Source organism: Rhodococcus opacus B4, from assembly GCF_000010805.1.
Classification (GTDB): domain Bacteria; phylum Actinomycetota; class Actinomycetes; order Mycobacteriales; family Mycobacteriaceae; genus Rhodococcus_F; species Rhodococcus_F opacus_C.
Genome location: NC_012522.1, coordinates 5,404,770 through 5,426,080 on the forward strand (window position 1 = coordinate 5,404,770; position 21,311 = coordinate 5,426,080).

At 68.2% G+C, this 21,311-nt stretch carries 20 protein-coding genes; 13 read left to right on the top strand and 7 right to left on the bottom strand.

Features of this window, described 5'->3' with window-relative positions; translation table 11 throughout:
• Nucleotides 1-40: 40 nt before the first annotated feature.
• On the bottom strand, nucleotides 41-2,191 hold the full coding sequence (locus ROP_RS24835; RefSeq protein WP_015888756.1) for an MMPL family transporter: 2,151 nt from the start codon (nucleotides 2,189-2,191) through the stop codon (nucleotides 41-43).
• A gap of 172 nt (nucleotides 2,192-2,363) precedes the next feature.
• Nucleotides 2,364-3,275 (bottom strand): ectoine hydroxylase, encoded by a 912-nt coding sequence (gene thpD, locus ROP_RS24840; RefSeq protein WP_015888757.1) that lies wholly within the window; start codon nucleotides 3,273-3,275, stop codon nucleotides 2,364-2,366.
• A 145-nt stretch (nucleotides 3,276-3,420) separates the two neighbouring features.
• Here thpD and ROP_RS24845 point away from each other — a divergent pair, with 145 nt between their 5' ends.
• The 3 genes from ROP_RS24845 (at nucleotide 3,421) to ROP_RS24855 (ending at nucleotide 5,678) form a co-directional block, all read left to right on the top strand.
• Nucleotides 3,421-4,068, top strand: a complete 648-nt coding sequence (locus tag ROP_RS24845) for a LysE family translocator (protein WP_043826785.1) — start codon at nucleotides 3,421-3,423, stop codon at nucleotides 4,066-4,068.
• A 79-nt stretch (nucleotides 4,069-4,147) separates the two neighbouring features.
• Complete coding sequence (locus ROP_RS24850; protein WP_015888759.1) at nucleotides 4,148-5,191, top strand: zinc-binding dehydrogenase; 1,044 nt, start codon at nucleotides 4,148-4,150, stop codon at nucleotides 5,189-5,191.
• A 61-nt stretch (nucleotides 5,192-5,252) separates the two neighbouring features.
• Entirely contained in the window at nucleotides 5,253-5,678 is a 426-nt protein-coding gene (locus ROP_RS24855) for a VOC family protein (protein WP_015888760.1), read from the top strand.
• 13 nt (nucleotides 5,679-5,691) lie between these two features.
• Here ROP_RS24855 and ROP_RS24860 read toward each other — a convergent pair whose 3' ends face one another.
• Both ROP_RS24860 and ROP_RS24865 read right to left on the bottom strand, forming a co-directional pair.
• A complete protein-coding gene (locus ROP_RS24860) occupies nucleotides 5,692-6,720 on the bottom strand; it encodes an AraC family transcriptional regulator (RefSeq protein ID WP_015888761.1) in 1,029 nt (342 codons plus the stop codon).
• Nucleotides 6,717-7,904, bottom strand: a complete 1,188-nt coding sequence (locus ROP_RS24865) for a pyridoxal phosphate-dependent aminotransferase (protein ID WP_015888762.1) — start codon at nucleotides 7,902-7,904, stop codon at nucleotides 6,717-6,719. The genes ROP_RS24860 and ROP_RS24865 overlap by 4 nt, the downstream gene beginning before the upstream one ends.
• 121 nt (nucleotides 7,905-8,025) lie before the next feature.
• Between ROP_RS24865 and ROP_RS24870 the strand changes: the two genes are divergently transcribed.
• Nucleotides 8,026-8,625, top strand: coding sequence for a carboxymuconolactone decarboxylase family protein (locus ROP_RS24870; protein WP_043825275.1), 600 nt, complete (start codon nucleotides 8,026-8,028; stop codon nucleotides 8,623-8,625).
• On the opposite strand, the gene ROP_RS24875 is transcribed toward ROP_RS24870, so the two are convergent.
• Nucleotides 8,600-9,520, bottom strand: coding sequence for a sigma-70 family RNA polymerase sigma factor (locus ROP_RS24875; RefSeq protein WP_015888764.1), 921 nt, complete (start codon nucleotides 9,518-9,520; stop codon nucleotides 8,600-8,602). The two genes, ROP_RS24870 and ROP_RS24875, sit on opposite strands and share 26 nt — an antisense overlap.
• 278 nt (nucleotides 9,521-9,798) lie before the next feature.
• On the opposite strand from ROP_RS24875, the gene ROP_RS24880 reads away from it, so the two are divergent.
• From ROP_RS24880 to ROP_RS24915, 8 genes are read left to right on the top strand one after another with little or no spacing between them, the layout of a single operon-like run.
• Nucleotides 9,799-10,869, top strand: coding sequence for an ABC transporter substrate-binding protein (locus ROP_RS24880; protein WP_015888765.1), 1,071 nt, complete (start codon nucleotides 9,799-9,801; stop codon nucleotides 10,867-10,869).
• A 38-nt stretch (nucleotides 10,870-10,907) separates the two neighbouring features.
• Nucleotides 10,908-11,996, top strand: coding sequence for an ABC transporter substrate-binding protein (locus ROP_RS24885; protein ID WP_080512585.1), 1,089 nt, complete (start codon nucleotides 10,908-10,910; stop codon nucleotides 11,994-11,996).
• Complete coding sequence (locus tag ROP_RS24890) at nucleotides 11,993-12,802, top strand: ABC transporter ATP-binding protein (protein WP_015888767.1); 810 nt, start codon at nucleotides 11,993-11,995, stop codon at nucleotides 12,800-12,802. The genes ROP_RS24885 and ROP_RS24890 overlap by 4 nt, the downstream gene beginning before the upstream one ends.
• Entirely contained in the window at nucleotides 12,795-13,682 is an 888-nt protein-coding gene (locus ROP_RS24895; RefSeq protein ID WP_015888768.1) for an ABC transporter permease, read from the top strand. Before ROP_RS24890 ends, ROP_RS24895 begins: the two co-directional genes overlap by 8 nt.
• A gap of 24 nt (nucleotides 13,683-13,706) precedes the next feature.
• The gene (locus ROP_RS24900) at nucleotides 13,707-15,050 is read left to right on the top strand and encodes an LLM class flavin-dependent oxidoreductase (protein WP_015888769.1); all 1,344 of its coding nucleotides are present in this window, start codon (nucleotides 13,707-13,709) and stop codon (nucleotides 15,048-15,050) included.
• Entirely contained in the window at nucleotides 15,047-16,273 is a 1,227-nt protein-coding gene (locus tag ROP_RS24905) for an MFS transporter (RefSeq protein ID WP_015888770.1), read from the top strand. The genes ROP_RS24900 and ROP_RS24905 overlap by 4 nt, the downstream gene beginning before the upstream one ends.
• Nucleotides 16,274-16,286: 13 nt before the next feature.
• Nucleotides 16,287-17,276 (top strand): LLM class F420-dependent oxidoreductase, encoded by a 990-nt coding sequence (locus ROP_RS24910; RefSeq protein WP_015888771.1) that lies wholly within the window; start codon nucleotides 16,287-16,289, stop codon nucleotides 17,274-17,276.
• A 26-nt stretch (nucleotides 17,277-17,302) separates the two neighbouring features.
• Entirely contained in the window at nucleotides 17,303-17,866 is a 564-nt protein-coding gene (locus ROP_RS24915; RefSeq protein WP_015888772.1) for a GNAT family N-acetyltransferase, read from the top strand.
• A gap of 7 nt (nucleotides 17,867-17,873) precedes the next feature.
• Here ROP_RS24915 and ROP_RS24920 read toward each other — a convergent pair whose 3' ends face one another.
• Nucleotides 17,874-18,542, bottom strand: coding sequence for a DUF3239 domain-containing protein (locus tag ROP_RS24920; protein ID WP_015888773.1), 669 nt, complete (start codon nucleotides 18,540-18,542; stop codon nucleotides 17,874-17,876).
• A gap of 38 nt (nucleotides 18,543-18,580) precedes the next feature.
• On the bottom strand, nucleotides 18,581-20,260 hold the full coding sequence (locus ROP_RS24925; RefSeq protein ID WP_015888774.1) for a DNA repair helicase XPB: 1,680 nt from the start codon (nucleotides 20,258-20,260) through the stop codon (nucleotides 18,581-18,583).
• A gap of 173 nt (nucleotides 20,261-20,433) precedes the next feature.
• Here ROP_RS24925 and ROP_RS24930 point away from each other — a divergent pair, with 173 nt between their 5' ends.
• Nucleotides 20,434-21,183, top strand: coding sequence for an LppU/SCO3897 family protein (locus ROP_RS24930; RefSeq protein ID WP_015888775.1), 750 nt, complete (start codon nucleotides 20,434-20,436; stop codon nucleotides 21,181-21,183).
• Nucleotides 21,184-21,311 lie beyond the last annotated feature (128 nt).

A 21,311-nucleotide genomic window follows, 5' to 3' on the forward strand; every position in this document is an offset into this window, starting at 1 on the left:
ATTTGGGGCCACGGTGGGGAGGGTGGGTTGACGGCGACGGCTACCGCGGCACCGCGGGCTCGCGGTCGTCGCCGGTGTCGACGGACGACTTCTGCCTGCTCGGCCACCAGAACGCGCGACGTTCGAGTGCAGACAGGCTGGGCACCAGCATCGGCGCCATCGCGAACGCGGCGAGCGCGACGCCGATCGCGACCCCGAAGCCGAGTTCGGCGAGGTTGGCCAGACCGGTGAGGGTCAGGGACGCGAACGTCAGCGCGAGAATCAGGCCGGCGGCGGCCACGGTGGGGGCGTCGTTGGCGACGGCGATCCGTGCCGCGTCACGAGGGGCGTACCCGTTGCGGAATTCCTCACGCAACCGGGAGGCGAGCAGGATGTTGTAGTCGGTGCCGATCGCGACGACGAACAGGTAGAGCACGATGGGAATCGAGAAGTCGATGCCGTCGTAGCCGAGGCCGTGCAGGAACAGGAGCACGACGGCGCCGAGGGTGGCGACGAACGTGAGTGCCACGCACACCAGCAGGTTGAGCGGCGCGAGCACCGCCAGCAGGAGCAGCGCGAGGATCAGTGCGATCGCGACCGCGGCGACGGGGAAGACGCGGCGCGTGTCCGCCGCGAGTTGAGCGCGGACGTCGACGAACGTGGACGTCTGTCCTCCCACAACGACTTCCGAGCCGGGGACCGCTCCGTGGGCGGCGTCGCGGATCGGTCCTTCGACGAGGTCGAGCGACTCGTTCGAGTAGGGGTCGTCGGCGAGGATGACGTTGACGAGCGCGGCGCGGCCGTCCTGACTCGGCCGCGGCGGGGCCACCGACGACACCCCCGGCACCTGCGTCAGGGTGGTGACGAGGGGGGTCAGCGACGCGGGGTCGAGCGGTCCGGGAGCCACGACGTACACCTGGGTGGGGCTGAGCGCGCCCGCGGGAAAAGACTTGCCGAGGGTGTCGAACGCCTGCTGCGACGGTGTGTTGGCGGGCAGTTCGCCCAGCGTGTTGTACGTCGACTTGTAGCCGGAGGCGAACGAGGCGAGCGCGATCAGCACGACGCCGATCACGACGGCGAACACCGCGGGGCGGCGCCCGATCGCGGCGCCGATCGAGGCGAACGGTGTGTGGGGGCTGTCGTGTCCCGGGCCGAGCGGCCAGAACAGGTGGCGGCCCAGCACGGTGAACACTGCGGGGATGAGCGTCAGCGCCGTCACCAACATGGCGGCCACCGCGACGATGAGCCCCGGGGCGAGCGTGGTGAGCGAACCGAGTTTCGCCAGCAGGAGCGCGGCGAACGCGACGATGACCGTGAGCGCGGACGACGCGACGACCCGCCCGACGACGTCGGTGGAGAACACGAGCGCTTCCCGGTGCGTGTCGGCGGTGGAGCCTGCCGCGGCCTGCTGCCGGAGACGCTCGCGATACCGGAACAGCAGGAAGACGATGTAGTCGGTGCCGACACCGAACAGGACGACCACGAGGATCGATTGCAGCGACGTGCTGACCTGGAAGTCGAACAGATCGGCGAGCACGGCGGTGAGCCCGGTGACCACCGACAGCACGACGCCGATCACGAGGACCGGCAGGACCGCGATGACGGGGCTGCGGAAGATAAGGCCGAGCAGGGTGAGGATGACGATCACCGTGGCGATCGTGATGACCTTGTCGGCGTTGTCGTAGGCGGCGGTGGTGTCGACCTGGATGGCCGCGTTGCCGGTCAGCCCGCTCACCAGTCCGGTGCCGTCGAGTTGTTGTTCGGCGTCGTTCCGGACGACCGGCACGGCGGCGTTGACCTGGTCGTCGCCGGGTTGTCCGTCGAACACCACCTGCAGTGCGGCGGCCTTCCCGTCGGCGGACAGCGAGGTGGGCGACCCCTGGACGCTCAGCACTCCCGGGATCGCCGAATTCTGCAGTGCGGTAGCGAGATTCAGGGCCGTCTGCTGGTCGGTGGGGGACAGCGGAGCGTCGTCGGCACGGACCACCACCAGGCTGCCGGTGGCGCCGGACAGGCTGGGGAAGTACTGGTTGCCGACGGCCTGCGCCTCGGAGGACTCGAATGAACTGGGCAGGAACGTCTGCTGGTTACCGGTGGTGTAGTCGTCGAGGCTGGGTGCGAACAGAATGACCGCTATTGCGGCCACCACCCAGGCAGCAATGACTCGCCACGGGTGGGCGACGACGGTGCGCGCGATGTAGGCAAACATCATTCCCCGTTCCGGGAGATGAAGGTTCGGCCGGCGCCCGGAGCCGGGCGGTCGAACCGTGCCAAGTCATCGTCGCATGCAGGGCGCCGCGAAGGCTACGGGTTTCGCGGCATCGAGAGCACCGTATCCCCGCTCCGACGTCCCGGAGCGGGGACACGGTACGTCGTGGTGCTCGTTACCGCAGGGGCGTGAAATCCCGGCTACCGAGGTAGCCGGGGCGCGGTGCAGGCGCCGAGAACGGATCCGTCAGAGTGTTTTCGACACTGTTGAAGACGATGAAGAGGTTGGAACGCGCGAACGGCGTGATGTTGCCGTTCGAACCGTGCATGCAGTTCGAATCGAAGACGGTGGCGGAACCCGCAGGCCCGGTCATCATGTCGATGCCGTACTCGTTGGCCATCCGGGTGAGTGTCGGCTGATCCGGCGACCCGGTGGGCGGAACGTAGCTGACCAGCGATTCCTTGAAGTAGTCCTCGGGTGTCTCGCCGGCGCAGGACACGAACGCGCGGTGCGATCCGGGCATGATCATCAGCCCGCCGTTGTGCCCGTAGTTCTCGGTCAGCGCGATCGAGATGCTCGCGGCGCGGGGAGCGGGCATCCCGTCCTCCGCGTGCCAGGTCTCGAAATCGGAGTGCCAGTAGAACGGGCCACCGGTGAAACCCGGTTTGAAGTTGAGCCGCGACTGGTGGACGTAGACGTCCGAACCGAGTATCTGCCGGGCGATACCCACCACTTCTGGGCGGCGGACGATCTCGTCGACGACGTCGCTGAGACGGTGGACGTCGAACACGGAGCGGACGGCGCCGTCACCGTTCTCCCGCACGATGCGGTCGTCGCCGCGCAACGTGTCGGTCTCGGAGAGGCGCGTCATCTCGTCGACCAGGTTGAACACGTCGCGTGGCGGGATGATGGCGTCGGCGGAGTGATATCCGCGCCTGTCGTAGTCGGCAATCTGAGTGGCGCTGAGTGGACCGGGCCGGGCATCACCCCGTTTCGGATCGAACCAGGTGACCGGGTCCTGACGGACGGTCATCGTGCACTCGTCGCGGTCCCTCGTGGGGTAGTTGTCGGCTACGGCCGTACGCATAACTCGTGTTTCACCCTTTCGGATTGGACAACGCTTTACTCTTCCGACGTTCTCACTGGTCGTCGACGAATGCAACCCGGACACGGGTCCACCGAGGCCGGACTGGACCGCGACGGCGCGTCGCCGCGGTGGGATCGTGACGGGCATGATCGATTCGGTGGCGGTACTCGGGGTGGCGGCGATCGCGCTCGGCATGGTTCTCACACCGGGACCCAACATGCTGTATCTGGTCTCGCGCAGCATCACTCAGGGCAGGGCGGCGGGCCTGGTCTCGCTGGCCGGTGTCGCTCTCGGGTTCCTGTGCTATCTGGCCGCTGCGGCACTGGGTATTTCGGCGGTGTTCTCCGCCGTCCCGCAGGCATATGCCGCGCTGAAGGTGGCGGGCGCGTGCTATCTGGGATGGCTGGCGTGGCAGGCGTTGCGGCCGGGCGGACATTCGCCGTTCGTGCCTGCCCGGGCACTGCCCCGGGATTCGTCCCTCCGGCTGTTCCTGACGGGCCTCACGACAAACCTGCTCAACCCCAAGATCGCGGTGATGTATCTGGCGCTGATCCCGCAGTTCGTGCACGCCGGCGCCGGACCGGTCTGGTTTCAGAGCCTGCTGCTGGGCAGTGTGCAGATCGTGGTCGCGCTCGCCGTGAACGCGCTGATCGTCTGCGTCGCAGGAACTGTCGCGAAATTCCTGTCGGGCCGCCCGGCGTGGCTGCGTGCGCAGAAGTTCGTGATGGGAAGCGTCCTCGGCGGCCTCGCCGTCCACCTCGCACTCGACCGGACACGTCCGGCGGTGGTCTGAACCGGCAGTGGCCTGAATCATGCACACCCGGGCATTCTTCGCGGGTACCGTCGAGGCAACGACGACGAAGGGGCGAGCGATGGCCGGGACCATGCGGGCGGAACGATTCCACGCCGACACGAAAACGATTGCTGTGGAGGATGTTCCGATCCCGGAGCCCGGCCCTGGCGAAGTGCTCGTCAAGGTGGAGTTCTGCGGCATCTGCCATTCCGACCTGAGTCTGATCGACGGCACGTTCCCCGCGCTGCTGCCCGAGGTCACCCAGGGCCACGAGGCGTCGGGCACCATCGCGAAAGTCGGTGCCGGAGTGACCGGCTGGGCCGAGGGCGACCGCGTCGTGCCGTCCGCGGGCAGGCCCTGCCTCACGTGCCGCAACTGCCGCCGCGGCGACCTCACGAACTGCCTGAACATCCAGCTCATGGCGTTCGCCTACGACGGCGCGTGGGCCGAGTACACCGTGGCGCAGGCCGGGGGACTGACCCGCATCCCCGACAACGTTCCGTTCGAGCAGGCGGCCATCCTCGCCGACGCGGTGTCGACGCCGTTCGGTGCCGTCGTGCGCACCGGCAAGGTCGTTGTCGGCGAGACCGTCGGGGTGTGGGGCGTGGGCGGCGTCGGCACCCACATCGTGCAGCTGGCACGCCTGGTGGGGGCCGTTCCGGTGATCGCGTTCGACATCAATCCCGCTGTGCGGGAACGCGCTCTGGAACTCGGGGCCGATTACGCGTTCGACTCCCGGGACGAGGATCTGAAGGCGAAGGTCGCGGAGGCGACGGGCGGCCGGATGCTGGACGTCGCGTTCGACGCGGCCGGGCTGAAGGTGACGTTCGAGCAGGCACTCGACTGCCTGACGGTGGGCGGCCGTCTCGTCGCGGTCGGGCTGAGTGCGCAGGAGGCGTCGGTGGGCACCACGGCGCAGTTCGGGTTGTCGCAGAAGCAGGTCCTCGGCCATCTGGGGTACAAGAACGTCGACATCGAAACCCTCGCCGAACTGGTGTCGCGTGGCCGCCTCGACCTGTCTCGGTCGATCAGCGAGATCGTCCCGCTCGAGGACGTCGCGAAGGGCATCGAGAAGCTCGCGAACCACGAGGGCGATCCGATCCGGATCCTCGTCAGACCCTGACCCGGGCCGGGCTCGACGCGGCTCAGCGGGACCTGTCGGTGCCCCGCTGTACCGTCGGGCCATGGGATATGAATTTCAAGTCACAGTGGACTCGGAGAACCCGCATACCCTGGCCAAGTGGTGGGCCCAGGCGCTCGGCTGGGAGGTGGAGCCGAGCGACGAGGAGTTCATCCGCGGGCTGGTGCAGGCCGGCCACGCGCAGGAGTCCGACACCATCGAGTTCGAGGGTGTCCTGGTTTGGCGCGAGGGCCAGGCGATCCGCGATCCGGAGCACCCCGAGCGTCCGCGCGTGCTGTTCCAGCTGGTTCCCGAACGGAAGACGGTGAAGAACCGGCTTCACCTCGACATCAGGGTCGGGGACGCCCGCGACGAGGTCGCCGAGAAGCTCGAGCAGGCCGGCGCCACCGTGCTCCACCGAGGCCGCCAGGGGCCGAGCGAGTGGGTCACGATGACCGACCCGGAGGGCAACGAGTTCTGCGTCAGCTGAACGCGCCGACCGGTCAGCGGTAGGAACTCGGGGTGCTGCCGGTCCAGCGCTTGAAGGCGCGGCGGAACGCGCTGGGCTCGGAGAAGCCGAGCCGCGCCGACAGGTCGTCCACGGACTCGCCACGCCGGAGCCCGGCGACGGCGGCGTCGCGGAGCACTTCCTCCCGCAGCTGGTTCAGCGACGTCCCCTCCTGCCGGAGCAGCCGGCGCAGGTGGGGGACGCTGATCGACAGCATCTCCGCGATGTCCTCGGCCGTCGACGTGCGGCCCTTCATGCCGTGTTCGAGCACCCGGCGTACCTGCGCGGATGCGGTGCTGTCGTAGTCGCGCTCGGACATCAGCAGCGTCGGCGACTCCCGTAGGTACTCCTCGAGCGTCTCCTCGGTCTGGATGATGGGCGCCCGCATCACCGCGTTGTCGAATTCGACTGCGGGAATGGCGGAATCGAACGTCACGGGCACACCGAAGATGTGATCGTAGTTCTCGGCGAGCTGCGGGAGCGGCGCCGGATACGGCAGTTCCACCGCCAGCAACCGGACCCTTTTGCCCACGAGCCATGCCGCGAACCGGTGGAGCAGGATCAGCAGGAAATCGGTGGTGACCCGCGTCGCCTCGAGCGACGACTGCACGTCCTCGGTGGACAGTTCGGCCGCCGGACGGATGTCGATGGTCATGCGGGTACCGCCGTGGGCGCCGGGACCGATGTGCAGCGCGGGCAGGGACGGCAGGGCACGGAGGATGTCGGCCATCCGCTCGAGGGCGGTGGACAGGTCCGGGGTGTGGATCAGGGCGAGGCACACGAGCCGGAACGTGCCGCGCGGGACCGGGGCCGGTCCGAGCCCGAACAATTCGTCACCCGTGATCTGCCAGACGGCCTGGGTGAACGCGGTGACCTGGGTCGGCGTCAGCCGGGCGAGCGGGTCCTCGAGCGACGCCGTCGTGATCCCCGCGGCCGACAGTGCGGGGGAGAGGTCCGCCCCGCTGCGCACCGACAGTTCGAGCGACCGCCGGACGAAGTCGGCGGGAATGGTGCGGACAGTCACGATCCGGGTTTCCCGAGTGTCCGGAGCCGTCGTGCGGCCTCCTCGAGCACGGAATCCTGTTTGCAGAAGGCAAACCGCACCAGCGGGTTCCACGGCTGCGGATGGTCGGTGAAGACACTGACCGGCACGGCGGCCACACCGATGCGCTCCGGCAGTGTGCGGCAGAAGTCGATGCCGTCGTGTTCGCCGATCGCGGTGATGTCGGCGCACAGGTAGTACGTGCCGCCGCCCGAATGGACCTCCAGACCGGATGCGACGAGGGCGTCGTACAACACGTCGCGCTTGGCCTGGAGACTGCCGCGGAGTTCCTCCACCCACTGCTGCTCGTGGCTCAGCGCGTGCGCCACCGCGGGCTGGAACGGGCCGCCGCCGACGAACGACATGTACTGCTTCGCGGTGCGGACCGCGTCGATCAGTTCGGCCGGCCCACACGCCCAGCCGATCTTCCACCCGGTGACGTTGAACGTCTTCGCGGCACTCGACACCGAGATGGTCCGTTCGTACATTCCCGGCAGGGTGGCCAGGGCGGTGTGCGTCCGGCCGTCGAACACCAGATGCTCGTACACCTCGTCGCTCAGCACCAGCAGGTCGTGCTCGCAGGCCAGTTCTGCGACGGCGGCGACCTCGTCCGGCGTGAACACGGTGCCCGTCGGGTTGTGCGGGGTGTTGATCACCAGCATGCGGGTCTTCGGCGTGATCGCGGCGCGCAGGGCGTCGAGGTCGACGACGAACTTCGTGCCGGAGCGGGCGAGCGGCACACTGCGTCGCACGGCCCCCGCCAGTGCGACCGAGGCGGCGTAGGAGTCGTAGTACGGCTCGATCAGCACCACCTCCTCACCCGGTTCGACCAGACCCAGGATGGCGGCGCTGATGGCCTCGGTGGCGCCGACGGTGATCAGCACCTCCGAGTCGGGGTCGTGGTCGAGCCCGTACCGGGCCAGGCGGTCGGCCGCGACCGCCTGCCGGAGCACGGGCATGCCGGGACCGGGTGGGTACTGGTTGAGCCCGTCCGCGATCGCCTGCCGCGCGGTGTCGAGCATCGACGCGGGACCGTCGGTGTCGGGGAAACCCTGACCGAGGTTGATCGCGTCGTGACGCACGGCGAGCGCGGTCATCTCGGCAAAGATGGTGGACGCGAACGGCTGCAAGCGCTGGACGGTGCGGTTGCGCGGCGTTGCGGGCATTACTGCAGCGTAGTCGGTGTGACGGCGACGGTTGCACACGGCCGCGTCACGTTCTGCGGGGTTGTCTCGTCATCTTCTGTAGACGGCGCGCGAAGGGCGCCCGGTGACGATGGAGGACGCAATGCCCCGCATACCCGCAGTGGCCCCCGCGAACGCGAGCCCGCTGGTGAAGGTCGCCTACAAATATGCTGCCCACAAGTTCGACGAGGTGCCCGAGCCGTTCGCCGTGCTCGCCCATCACCGCAAACTGTTCGTCGCCTCCGCCCGGCACGAGTTGGCGGTGCAGAAGGCGTCGACCGTCCTGCCGGCGAGTGTGCGGGAGATCGCGGTCTTCCGCGTGGCGTGGACGATCGGCTGCTCGTGGTGCGTGGACTTCGGCACGATGCTGCAACGCCTCGACGGCCTGGACGTGGAGCGGCTCCGGCACATCGCCGAGTACGCCGACTCGCCCGCGTACAGCGAAGACGAGCGCGCGGCCATCGCGTACGCCGACGCGATGACGGCGACGCCCACCACCGTCACCGACGAGCAGGTGGCGGACCTCGAGCGCCGGTTCGGCCGCGCCGGGGTCGTCGAACTGTCCTATCAGATCGGTATCGAGAACATGCGAGCCCGGATGTACTCGGCGCTGGGCATCACGGAGCAGGGTTTCGGCACCGATTCGTGCCGGGTGCCGTGGGCCGAGAACGCCGCGGTCACGAAGGACGGTCCGGGAGCATGATCCCGGCGAACTTCTCCGGGTTGGCGATGTCGTACGCCGCGTAGACGAGACCGTCGCGGACGGTGAACCCACCCACTCGCGCCGGCGAGCTGCGGTGGGCATCGTCTCCGGTGAATCCGGCGGTGAAGTAGCCGAGCTGACCGTTGACCAGAACCAGCTGCATGGCGGTGAACACCTCCGGCCCGTACCGCTGGACGAGGCCGAGGAAGAAGCGGGCGAACCTGTCCGCGCCGCGGATGACGTTGACGGCGGTGCTCGTGGTGCCGTTGGCGTCGCCGATGACGAGGGCATCCGGGTGCAGGGCCGCGACCACCGCGTCGACGTCGCCGCCGGCGAGTGCCTCGAGCAGCCGCTGCACGGCGAGCGCATGCTCCTCGTCGGGAACGGCGGGTGTCGTTGCGGCAGCCGCCTTGCGGGCTCTCGACGCGAGCTGACGCGCCGCGGGGGTCTCGATGCCGAGAATCCCCGCCACCTCGTCGAACGGCACCCCGAATCCGTCGTGCAGCACGAACGCGACTCGTTGTGCCGGGGTGAGGGTGTCGAGCACGATCAGCGCCGCGAGCCGGTTGTCCTCGTCCTGCACGACCGCTTCCAGGGGGTCCGGCTCCGCAGACGGTGACAGCCCGGTGACGACCGGTTCCGGAAGCCATTGGCCGACATACTGTTCCCTACGCACCGCGGCAGAACGCAACCGGTCGAGGCAGATCCGCCCGACCACCGTGGTCAGCCAGGCCCCGAGGTCGCGGATGGTCGCGGCGTTCGCGTCGTCGAGTCGCAGCCACGACTCCTGCACGGCGTCCTCGGCGTCGCTGACACTTCCCGTCAGCCGGTACGCTACCGAGAGCAGATGCCGCCGGTGGGACTCGAATTCGTCTACCAGCGTCGCAGTGGGCATGCCGATATCCTACGTGCGGTCCAGACATAAAATCCGTCGTGTGCGTAACCGTTGACCCTGGTGGTGGGTCCGGACGTATGGTGTGGCGACCACACCACGTCCAGGGAGTCTGCCATGTTCCAGTGTTCCAGCTGTCGTAGCTGACCTGGCTTTTCCGCACCCCTTTTTCTTCTGCACGTCCTGTCGACTCCCTCCGGCGACCGCCGGGCCGGCCGGAGTGCGCTCGCACGACCCGCTGCCTCGTCGTTCGCGGGCATCACACACTAGGAAGACCTTCGATGATTCGTCCCCGTTTCGCGCGGACTCTGGCGGCCGCGGCCGCCCTGCTCTCCCTGACCAGTCTCGCGGTCGCCTGCTCCAGTTCCGAAACCACCACGACCGCCGACGGAAAGACCGTGCTGCGTTACGAAGGGACCACGGGCCAGGTCTCGTTCCCGGAACTCGCGGCCGACCTGGGTTACTACCAGAAGGTCGAACTGAACTGGATCGGCGACACTACCAGTGGGCCGCAGAGCATTCAGAACGCCGCCACCGGGCAGACCGATTTCGGTGGGGCGTTCAACGGCGCGGTGCTGAAGCTCGCGGCCGCCGATTCCCCGATCACGTCGGTCATCGGCTACTACGGCTCCGACAAGGAGACGTTCAACGGGTACTACGTGCTCGACGGAAGCCCGATCACGTCGGCGCGTGACCTGATCGGCAAGAAGGTCGGCATGAACACGCTCGGCGCGCACCACGAGTTCCTCGTGCGTGAGTGGCTGGCTCGGGAGGGCCTGACGCCGGACGAGATCAAGCAGGTCGAGCTGACCGTCGTGCCGCCGGTGAACACCGAGCAGGCGCTGCGGCAGGGGCAGATCGACGTCGGCACGCTCGGAAGCGTGTTCCGCGACAAGGCCGTCGAACGCGGTGGCATTCGCCCGCTGTTCACCGACGAGTCCATCTTCGGTTCCTTCACGTACGGATCGCTGCTGTTCCGCAACGACTTCATTTCCAAGAACAAGGATGCGGTCGCCGACTTCGTGCAGGGCACGGCCCGGGCGATCCGCTGGACGCAGGTGACGCCGCGGGACGAGGTGATCGCGAAGTACAAGGAGATCATCACCGGGCGCGGTCGCAACGAGACCACCGACCTTGTCGACTACTGGAAGTCTCCCGGCGTCGCCGGCCCCGGTGGCGTGATCACCGACAAGGAAATTCAGACCTGGATCGACTGGCTCGTCCGCAACGGGGAACTCGAGGACGGCAAGCTCACGCCGGCCGATGTCTACACCAACGAGTACAACCCGTACGCCAACGGCACCTACCCCGCCGACAGCGGCCCCGACGGACAAGCGCTGGCCGCCAAGTGAACTCCACCCCGGATCCCCACGAGAAGAAAGTGAAGTCGATGTCCCACTCCCGGTTCCGGCGCGGCGCCGTGCGCGCACTCGCGGCGACCGCAGCACTGTTCACGTTGGCCTCGGGGGTGGCGGGGTGTGCCGGCTCGTCGGATACCGCCACCACAGGGGACGGGAAGACGGTTCTGCGGTACCAGGGGTGGGCCGGGGACGTGGGATTCCACGAACTCGCCGAGGATCTGGGGTATTACGACAAGATCAAGCTCGAATGGGTCGGCGACACCACCAGCGGTCCGCAGGACATCCAATCGGCGGCGACCGGGGACATCGAGTTCGGCTCGGCCTTCAACGGAGCCGTCGTCAAACTCAACGCGGCGGGAGCGCCGATCACGTCGGTGCTGAGTTCCTACGGTGCGGACGCCGGCGAATACACCGGATACTTCGTGCTCGACGGCAGCCCCATCCGCTCGGCGCGGGACCTGATCGGCAAGAAGGTCGGGATGAACACGCTCGGTGCGCACCACGAGTTCCTGGTCCGGGAGTGGCTGGCCACGCAGGGCCTGACCCAGGACGAGATCAAGCAGGTGGAGCTGACCGTCGTTCCGCCGGTGAACAACGAAACGGCCCTCCGGGAAGGCCAGATCGACGTGGCCGCCATCAACGGCATCTACCGCGAAACAGCCCAGGAGCGTGGGGGTATCCGGCCGCTGTTCACGGACCGGGATCTGTTCGGCGCGTTCAGCTACGGCACCTACGTGGTGCGCGACGACTTCCTGGCGAAGAACAAGGACGCCGTCGCCGACTTCGTGCAGGGTACGGCCCGGGCCATCCGGTGGACCCAGGTGACCCCGCGCGACGAGGTCGTCGCACGGCTGAAGAGCATCATCGACAGGCGTGGCCGCAACGAGAGCGACGAGGCCATCGACTACTGGCGCAGCTCCGGAATTCCCATTGCCGGGGCCGTGATCCAGGAGAAGGAGCTGCAGACCTGGATCGACTGGCTCGTCCGCAACGGTGAGCTCGACGAGGGCAAGTTGACCGCAACCGACCTCTACACCAACGAATACAACCCGTACGCCAACGGCACGTTCCAGCCCGAGAGCGGGCCCGACGGAGAAGTACTGGAAGGACAGAAATGAGCACCACGCCCAAGCTCCGCCTCGAGCACGTCACCAAACAGTTCGACGTGCGCGGGTCGAAGGACAAGTTCACCGCGATCGAGGACATCGACATCGATCTCGCGGACGGCGAATTCCTCGTCCTCGTCGGACCGAGCGGGTGCGGAAAGTCCACGCTGCTCGACCTGCTCGGCGGGCTCAGCACCCCCACGTCGGGGCGGATCCTGCTCGACGGGCAGCCGGTCACCGGCCCCGGTCTCGACCGCGGCATCGTCTTCCAGCAGTACGCGCTCCTGCCGTGGCGGACGGCCCGGCACAACATCGAGTTCGGGCTCGAGGCCAAGGGACTGCCCAAGAAGGAACGGCGTGAACTCGCCGAGCACTACCTCGAACTCGTCGGGCTGAAGGGCTTCGGCGACCGCTACCCGCACGAGTTGTCGGGTGGCATGAAGCAGCGCGTCGCGATCGCCCGCAGCCTCGCGTTCGACCCCGAGGTGCTGCTGATGGACGAGCCGTTCGCGGCGCTCGACGCGCAGACCCGCGAGTCGCTGCAGGACGAACTGCTGCGGATCTGGAAGGCCACCGGCAAGACCATCCTGTTCATCACCCACGGCATCGACGAGGCCATCTACCTCGGCCAGCGCGTCGCCGTCCTGACGTCCCGGCCCGGCCGAGTGAAGACGTTCGTGGACATCGACATCGACCGCAGCGGCGAGGACGTCCGGTCCAACGAGCAGTTCCGGCACTACCGGCACCGCATCTGGACGCTGCTGCACGGCGAAGTGGAGCGTGCACAGGTAATCGAGAAGGAGGAAGCACATGTCTAGCGCACTCGCGACACCGGAAAGTCCCGTCACCGCCGATCCGGCCCGGACCGCGGCCCGGACCGCGGTTCCGACGCCCGCTTCCACCCCGCCCGAGCCGGGCGTCGGCCGGCGTGCCGGTGCGGCACTGGGGCCGCTCGCGTGGCGGATCCTGAAGCCGTCCATCGCGATCGTCGCGTTCCTGGCGCTGTGGGAGATCGCCCCCCGCGTCGGTCTCGTCGACGAGGTGTTCCTGCCCCCGTTCAGCACGGTGATCGAGGCGTTCTTCGACCTGGTCCAGAGCGGGGAGCTGTGGCAGCACGTATCCGCCAGCCTCTCCCGCGCACTGATCGGCTTCTTCGTGGCCGTCGTGATCGCGATTCCGCTGGGCATCGCCATCGCCTGGTACCGGCCCGTGTCGGATTTCCTGAACCCGATCCTGGAGTTGTTCCGCAACACGGCGGCGCTGGCGTTGCTCCCCGTCTTCATCCTGATCCTCGGCATCGGTGAGGAGTCCAAGATCGCCCTGGTGATCTACGCGTGCACCTTCCCGATCCTGCTGAACACGATCTCCGGTGTCCGCACCGTCGACCCGCTGCTGATCAAATCGGCGTCCTCGCTGGGACTGTCGCCGGTACGCCTGTTCCAGAAGGTGGTGCTGCCCGCCGCCGTCCCCACCATCTTCACCGGCATCCGCATGGCGGCTGCGTCGTCGATCCTCGTGCTGATCGCCGCCGAGATGGTCGGGGCCAAGGCCGGACTCGGTTACCTGATCACGGCCTCCCAGTTCAACTTCCAGATCCCCAACATGTACGCGGGCATCGTCGCGATCTCGGTTCTCGGGCTGTCGCTCAACGCCGTCCTCGTCCTGATCGAACGCAGGCTGTCCCGCTGGCGGGTCTAGCTCCCTACCGAAAAGAAACTCCACATGTCACAGGATTCCCAGTTCCACCTCAACGCCTTCCTCATGGGCGTGGGACATCACGAGGCCGCGTGGCGCCACCCCCGCACCGAGGCGCACCGCGTACTGGACGTCGCGCACTTCCAGGAACTCGGCCGGATCGCGGAGCGCGGCAAGCTCGACTCGGTGTTCTTCGCCGACGGTCTCGCCGTCGGACCGCGGATCAAGCACAACACGCAGGCGATCTTCGAACCCGTCACGCTGCTCTCGGCGATCGCCGTCGCCACCGAACGCGTCGGGCTGATCGCCACGGCGTCGACGAGCTACTCCGACCCGTACACCCTGGCCCGCAAGTTCACCTCGCTCGACCACATCAGCGGCGGCCGGGCGGGGTGGAACATCGTGACCTCGGCCGGCGCGGACGAGGCGGCCAACTTCGGCGTCGACGGCATCCCCGCGCACAGCGGACGGTACGAGCGCGCAGAGGAATTCGTCGACGTCACCCTCGCGCTGTGGGACAGCTGGGAGGACGGCGCGGTGGTGCTGGACCCGGAGACCGGCACGTTCGCCGACCCCGGCAAGGTCCACACCATCGACCACGACGGACCGCGGTTCCGGGTCAAGGGTCCGCTGAACTCGCCGAGATCCGCCCAGGGACGGCCGCTGCTGGTGCAGGCCGGATCGTCCGAGAGCGGCAAGGAGTTCGCGGCCCGGTACGCCGAGGCCGTGTTCACCGCGCAGCGCACCCTCGACCAGGGCCAGGAATTCTACCGTGACCTGAAGGCACGGGTCGTGAAGCACGGCCGCAATGCCGGCGACCTCAAGGTGCTGCCCGGCATCGTGCCGTTCATCGCGGACACGAAGGAGGAGGCGGAGGCGCTCGAGCAGTCGTTCACCGACCTGATCTCGCCCGAGTACTCGCTGCGGCAGCTGTCCACGATGCTCGGGGTCGACCTCACGAGGCACTCCCTCGACGCGCCGCTGCCGCCGCTTCCCCCGCTGGACGAGATCCAGGGCAACAAGAGCCGCTACCAGCTGGTGAAGGATCTCGCGGCGGACGGATCGCTCACCGTCCGGCAGCTGATCGGACTGCTCGGCGGCGGCCGCGGGCACCGCACGTTCGCCGGCACCCCGAAACAGGTGGCCGACGAACTGCAGACGTGGTTCGAGCAGGGCGCGGCCGACGGTTTCAACATCATGCCGCCGTACCTGCCCGGCGGGCTGGACGATTTCGTCGACCGGGTCGTCCCGATCCTGCAGCAGCGCGGACTGTTCCGCACGGAGTACACGGCGACCACCCTGCGCGGTCACTACGGACTCGCGGACGTCGACAACCGGTTCGCGGACGCGGTCGACGAAGCGAGCGCATGAGCGGCGAGACCGGCCTGAAACCTCTCGTCACCACCGTCTTCGTTCCTGCCGCGATCTTCGGTATCGGCCAGGGAGCGGCCGCCCCGGTCATGGCGCTGACCGCCCGCGAACTGGGTGCGTCGGTGGCCGTGTCCGGGCTGATCGTCGCGGTCGTCGGGCTCGGCGCCGTCCTCGGCGACCTGCCCGCGGGCCGGATCGTCGCGAGGTTCGGGGAGCGTCGGTCCATCATCGGCGGCAGTGCCGTCGGCGCCACCGGGGTGCTGGTCTGCCTGCTCGCGCAGACACCCTGGATGCTCGGTGTCGGCGCACTGCTGACCGGGCTCGCCAACGCCGTGTGGGGGCTGGCCCGCCAGAGCTACCTCGCCGACGCCGTGCCGATCGGGCTGCGGGCCCGGGCGATGTCGTCGTTCGCGGCGATGTGGCGGCTCGGCTTCTTCGTGGGCCCGCTGCTCGGTGCCGCCGTGATCCTGGTGGTCGGGGCGCGGGGCGGGTTCCTGGTGCAATTCGTAGGCGTCGTGCTGTCCGGGTGGCTGATGTCGAGGGTCCCGGATCCGCCGCGCCGCAGTGCAGCCGCCGTGGGCGGACACGCCACGTTGCCGTCGATCCTGCGTCGCCACCGGAAATTGCTGGCCACACTCGGCGCCGGGTCGCTTCTGATGGGCGCGGCCCGCGCCTCCCGGGAGGCGGTGCTCCCGCTGTGGGCCGCCCACCTCGGACTCGACGCGGCCCAGGTCAGCCTCGTCTTCGGTGTCGGTGCGGCCGTCGACCTGCTGTGCTCGTATCCGGCCGGGCATTTCATGGACCGGTACGGCCGCAGGTTCATCGCGGTGCCGTCGCTGCTGGTGATCGGCACGTCGTACCTGGCGTTGCCGTTCTCGCACGACCTGTGGACGATCGGGATCGTCGCCGTCGTGATGGGAATCGGCAACGGCCTCGGCAACGGCGTCATCATGACGCTCGGTGCCGACATCGCGCCACCGGCCACGCGCGCCGAATTCCTCGCGGCGTGGCGGCTCACCCACGACACCGGCATGTTCGCCGGACCGTTCGGGGTCGGCGCGCTCGCCGCGGTGGTCCCGCTCGGCGCCGCTGTCGCCGCGATCGGGGGAGCGGCGCTGGTCGGCGCCGGACTGCTGTTCCGGTTCATCCCGGTCTATTCGCCCTGGCCACCGCCGCCCGCGGCGGAGCCGGGTTCCTCACCGCTCGAAAAACAGGAAGCATAGGTACATTCGTTTCATGCGCTTCGGATTGTTCGTTCCTCAAGGTTGGCGTCTGGATCTCGTCGGAATCGATCCCGCGGATCAATGGTCGGTGATGCGCGACTTCGCGTTGCGCGCCGACCAGGGGTCGTCCTGGGATTCACTGTGGGTCTACGACCACTTCCACACCGTCCCGGCACCCACCGAGGAGGCCACGCACGAGGCGTGGACCCTCATGTCCGCGTTCGCGGCCGTCACGTCGCGGGTGCGTCTCGGCCAGATGTGTACGGCGATGAGCTACCGCAACCCCGCCTACCTCGCCAAGGTCGCCGCCACCACCGACCTCATCTCCGGCGGACGCGTCGAGATGGGCATCGGCGGCGGCTGGTACGAACACGAATGGCGGGCCTACGGATACGGATTCCCCTCCGCCGGTACGCGTCTCGGCCGACTCGACGAGGGCGTGCAGATCATGCGGCAGGCCTGGGCCAACGGCACCGCGACCCTCGAAGGCAAGCACTACCAGGTCGACGGCGCCATCGTCCGCCCACTTCCGCTGCAGGACGGCGGAATTCCGCTGTGGATCGCCGGCGGCGGCGAGAAGGTGACATTGAAGATCGCGGCAAAGTACGCGCAGTACACCAACTTCGACGGCACACCCGACGGATTCGCGCAGAAGTCCGAGATCCTGCGGAAGCACTGCGACACCGTCGGCACCGACTTCGATGCCATCGTCCGATCGGCCAACTACAACGTCGCGATCGGCACCACCGAGGCGGAGGTCGAGCAGCGGTTGCTCACCCTGAAGGACCGTCTCACCCCGCACGTCGGCGCCGACGCCGCCGAGGGTGCGCTCGGAGCCTTCCGGGGCATGCCCGGTGTGGGAACGCCGGAACAGATCGTCGAGAAACTGTCGGCGCTGAAGGAACTCGGCATGTCCTACGGCATCTTCTACTTCCCCGAAGCCGCCTACGACACCTCGGGCATCGAACTCTTCGAGAAAGAGGTCCTGCCGGCGCTGCGGTAGTGGTCGGTCGGCATAGAGTGGCGGGCATGTTCGTCGTCACCCTCGCCGCCGGCAATGTGTGGCTGAGCCCGCCGGTCGTCACCGACATCGACGCGATCTGCGCCGCGTGCAGCGAGGCCTCGATCGCCGAGTGGACGACGATGCCCGCCCCGTATGCACGTTCGGACGCCGAGCAGTTCGTCCGGCAGACGGTGCCGACCGGCTGGGCCGACCGCAGCCCCACCTGGGCGGTGCGCGAACGCGAGAACGGCCCGGTGCTGGGGATGATCGGCCTGATGGCGCGGGACCTGACCGCAGCGGAGATCGGGTACTGGCTGGCACCGTCCGCACGCTCGCGGGGACTGATGACGAGCGCGGTGAACCTGGTGTGCGATTACGCGTTTCGGCCGGACGGGATGGGACTCGAACGCATCGAATGGCGCGCGTTCGTCGGCAACGCGGACTCGGCGGCAGTCGCCCGCCGGGTGGGCTTCCGGTTCGAGGGAGTCCAGCGCGCCGGACTCGTGCAGCGCGGCGTCCGGCGCGATTCGTGGGCCGCCGCCCTGCTCGCCGGCGACCCGCGGCAACCGGCCGAGGGCTGGCCCGGCTAGCGGCCGGTCAGCGCAGGCCCTCCGGAAGGTCGTGCTCGGACACCGCGACTCGCTGGTCGGGGCTGGTCCGGATCTGCTCCGACTCGGCGATCCGGCTCTGCAGGAAATCCCACTCCACCTGATCGATCGCGTCCTCCGCACGGGACCGCACGGCCGCGTCGCGGGTGCCCCACGCGATCGGCATCGGGCTGACCATCTCCCAGGTGCCGGCCCCGCTGTGGGTGCTGCGGTCGTTCAGCAGTGCGACGGACGGCACCCGGTCACCCACCCGCTGCATCTGCCCGGTGCGGATCGGAACGTTGCGGGTGACGAGCGCGTACGAGGGGCGGCCCGCGGACGGCTTCGCGACGTCGATCAGCGACAGCAGCGTCACCGCGCGGGGATGAACCTCAGAGACGACGGCAGGCACCAGCGGGCTCTTCGCGTACAACTCCTCGATGCTGCCGACCTTCTTCGGCACCCAGAACGCCACCCACACGGACGTCAGCGCGGCGATCGCCACGACGGCACCCAGAATGATCGACCAGGGGTGGGCGAGCAGGATCAGACCGACAGCCGCGGCCGCGAACAGCAACGCCACGACGATCGCCGACACCTGCAGGCGTCGCATGTCGGCGAACGTCTGGTTGACGGACTTCGCGTAGGGCCGGTCGACGGTGAACTCGAAATGTCGCACGGGCCCAGCTTAGAGCGTGGGGCCGGAGGTCCGGGCGGTCACCCGATGGCCGGGCCCAGCAGGTCGTCGGCGTCGGTGATCCGATAGGCGTAACCCTGCTCGGCGAGGAAGCGCTGCCGGTGGGCGGCGTACTCCGCGTCGAGCGTGTCCCGCGCCACCACCGAGTAGAAGTGGGCCTGACCGCCGTCGTGCTTGGGCCGCAGGAGGCGCCCCAGCCGCTGAGCCTCCTCCTGTCGGGACCCGAACGTACCCGAAACCTGCACGGCGACAGACGCTTCCGGAAGGTCGATCGAGAAGTTCGCGACCTTGCTGACCACCAGCGTCTGGATTTCGCCCGCCCGGAAACGGTCGAACAGCTCCTCCCGCTCCTTGTTCTTGGTCGACCCCTTGATGACCGGGGCGTTCAACGCCTCACCCAGTTCGTCGAGCTGATCGAGGTACGCGCCGATGATCAACGTCGGTGCGTCGGTGTGCCGTTCCAGGATCGACTTCACCACCGCGATCTTGGTGTGTGCGGTGGAACACAGCTTGTATCGCTCGTCGGGTTCGGCGACGGCGTACGCCATGCGTTCGGCGTCCGTCAGCGTCACCCGCACCTCGACGCAGTCGGCGGGGGCGATCCACCCCTGCGCCTCGATGTCCTTCCACGGCGCGTCGTACCGCTTCGGCCCGATCAGTGAGAACACGTCGCCCTCGCGGCCGTCCTCGCGCACCAGGGTGGCGGTGAGCCCGAGGCGCCGGCGGGACTGCAGGTCGGCGGTCATCCGGAACACGGGCGCGGGCAGCAGGTGCACCTCGTCGTAGATCACCAGACCCCAGTCGCGGGAATCGAACAGTTCGAGATGCTTGTACTCGCCCTTCGTTCGCCGGGTGATCACCTGGTACGTGGCGATCGTGACCGGGCGGATCTCCTTGCGTTCGCCGGAGTACTCGCCGATCTCCTCCTCGGTGAGCGACGTGCGCGCGATCAGCTCACGCTTCCACTGCCGTCCCGCGACCGTGTTCGTCACCAGGATCAACGTGGTGGCCTTCGCCTTGGCCATCGCCGCCGCACCGACCATCGTCTTGCCCGCACCGCACGGCAGGACGACGACGCCGGACCCGCCGGCCCAGAACGAATCGGCCGCCATCTCCTGGTAGTCGCGCAGGTGCCAGTGGCCGTCCGCGGACCCGGGGGAGGTGCCGTCGAAGTCCAGATCGATGGGGTGGGCCTCGCCGTCGACGTACCCGGCGAGGTCCTCCGCCGGCCAGCCGACCTTGAGCAGCAGCTGCTTGAGCCGGCCGCGCTCACTCGGGTGGACGACCACCGTGTCGTCGTCGACGCGGGCCCCGAGCATCGGGGCGATCTTCTTGTGCCGGGTCACCTCGGTGAGGACCGCGCGGTCGAGGCTGACCAGCGTCAGGCCGTGGGCGGGATTCTTCACCAGCTGCAGGCGCCCGTACCGGGCCATCGTGTCGACGATGTCGACCAGCAGCGGCTGCGGCACGGCGTACCGGGAGAAGTTGACCAGCGCGTCGACCACCTGCTCGGCGTCGTGCCCGGCGGCGCGCGCGTTCCACAGCGCCAGCGGCGTGATGCGGTAGGTGTGGACGTGTTCGGGCGCGCGCTCGAGTTCCGCGAACGGGGCGATCGCCTGGCGGGCGTCGTTCGCTCGTTCGTGATCGACCTCCAACAGCAGGGTCTTGTCGGATTGGACGATCAACGGTCCGTCGGTCACGGAAGCCTCCTCGAAAATGCGGTGCCGGATGTAGCCAGCCTGTCCATTGTCCTGATCCGGGCGGCGGCGCGCCACGTCGCTGCCCCCGGCAGGGCCGATACCTGCACATCCGCGGCGGTCGGGGCCTAAATTGAGGGGCAGCCGGATGGATCGACCCAGAGACGAGGCTCGCGATGACCCAGCCCCCCGACGACCCGAACCGACCCGATCCGAGCGTCCCCGGCGAACCGCCGAACAACCCGCAGCAACCGTACCCGCAGGGTGGGCCGCAGCAGCCGTACCAGCAGAGTCAGCACCCGCACCAGCCCTACCAGCAGGGGCAGTACGCGCAGCAGCCCGGCCAGTATCCGCCGGGCGGGCCCGGGCAGTACCCGCCCGGCCAGTACCCACCGCAGCCGAAGAAGTCGCGGAAAGGGTTGTTCATCACTCTCGGGATTGTCGCCGTCGTGATCCTCGCCGCCGTCGCCGCGTTCGGCGTGTACGCGGTCAAGAGTGCCGACGAGAACGCCCTCGACGTCGGCGACTGCCTGTTCTTCGAGTCCGCGTCGACCACCGCGGCCGACACCTCACACGAGAAGCGGGACTGCTCCGACAGCGAGGCCACGTACGAGGTGGCGCAGAAGAACGACGGCGACGTCCAGTGCGGGGAGGACTACTTCTCCTACACCCTCGTCGGCGAGGACAAGGACGTGCAGACCACGCTGTGCCTCGTCCCGAACATGATCGAGGACTCCTGCTACCTGCTCGAGGACGACGGCCGGATCGTGCCGTCCGACTGCTCCGACATGCAGACCGTCAAGGTCGTCCGGCGCGCCGACGGCCAGGACGACGAAACCCTGTGCAACGAGTTCGACTCCGCATTCCCCATCGCCTTCTCCGAACCCCAGCGCACGTATTGCATCGAGGTCAACCTCGGTGGCTAGCCGCCCCGTGAGTACTTATCAACGTCCCGCGGTTAACAAGTACTCACAGGGAGTTAAAATCTCCGGAATCGAGTCCGTTGAACTGCACGTTCCCCTTCGCTAGCGTTCGAGATCAGGCCACATCACTG

What these genes read in the sequence shown, in the direction of transcription:
- ROP_RS24835 (WP_015888756.1), bottom strand. Translation starts at nt 2,191, where the DNA reads ATGATGTTTGCCTACATCGCGCGCACCGTCGTCGCCCACCCGTGGCGA.
- ROP_RS24875 (WP_015888764.1), bottom strand. Translation starts at nt 9,520, where the DNA reads ATGCCCACTGCGACGCTGGTAGACGAATTCGAGTCCCACCGGCGGCAT.
- ROP_RS24845 (WP_043826785.1), top strand. Translation starts at nt 3,421, where the DNA reads ATGATCGATTCGGTGGCGGTACTCGGGGTGGCGGCGATCGCGCTCGGC.
- ROP_RS24885 (WP_080512585.1), top strand. Translation starts at nt 10,908, where the DNA reads ATGTCCCACTCCCGGTTCCGGCGCGGCGCCGTGCGCGCACTCGCGGCG.
- ROP_RS24890 (WP_015888767.1), top strand. Translation starts at nt 11,993, where the DNA reads ATGAGCACCACGCCCAAGCTCCGCCTCGAGCACGTCACCAAACAGTTC.
- thpD (WP_015888757.1), bottom strand. Translation starts at nt 3,275, where the DNA reads ATGCGTACGGCCGTAGCCGACAACTACCCCACGAGGGACCGCGACGAG.
- ROP_RS24850 (WP_015888759.1), top strand. Translation starts at nt 4,148, where the DNA reads ATGGCCGGGACCATGCGGGCGGAACGATTCCACGCCGACACGAAAACG.
- ROP_RS24865 (WP_015888762.1), bottom strand. Translation starts at nt 7,904, where the DNA reads ATGCCCGCAACGCCGCGCAACCGCACCGTCCAGCGCTTGCAGCCGTTC.
- ROP_RS24905 (WP_015888770.1), top strand. Translation starts at nt 15,047, where the DNA reads ATGAGCGGCGAGACCGGCCTGAAACCTCTCGTCACCACCGTCTTCGTT.
- ROP_RS24855 (WP_015888760.1), top strand. Translation starts at nt 5,253, where the DNA reads ATGGGATATGAATTTCAAGTCACAGTGGACTCGGAGAACCCGCATACC.
- ROP_RS24870 (WP_043825275.1), top strand. Translation starts at nt 8,026, where the DNA reads ATGCCCCGCATACCCGCAGTGGCCCCCGCGAACGCGAGCCCGCTGGTG.
- ROP_RS24880 (WP_015888765.1), top strand. Translation starts at nt 9,799, where the DNA reads ATGATTCGTCCCCGTTTCGCGCGGACTCTGGCGGCCGCGGCCGCCCTG.
- ROP_RS24930 (WP_015888775.1), top strand. Translation starts at nt 20,434, where the DNA reads ATGACCCAGCCCCCCGACGACCCGAACCGACCCGATCCGAGCGTCCCC.
- ROP_RS24910 (WP_015888771.1), top strand. Translation starts at nt 16,287, where the DNA reads ATGCGCTTCGGATTGTTCGTTCCTCAAGGTTGGCGTCTGGATCTCGTC.
- ROP_RS24900 (WP_015888769.1), top strand. Translation starts at nt 13,707, where the DNA reads ATGTCACAGGATTCCCAGTTCCACCTCAACGCCTTCCTCATGGGCGTG.
- ROP_RS24895 (WP_015888768.1), top strand. Translation starts at nt 12,795, where the DNA reads ATGTCTAGCGCACTCGCGACACCGGAAAGTCCCGTCACCGCCGATCCG.
- ROP_RS24915 (WP_015888772.1), top strand. Translation starts at nt 17,303, where the DNA reads ATGTTCGTCGTCACCCTCGCCGCCGGCAATGTGTGGCTGAGCCCGCCG.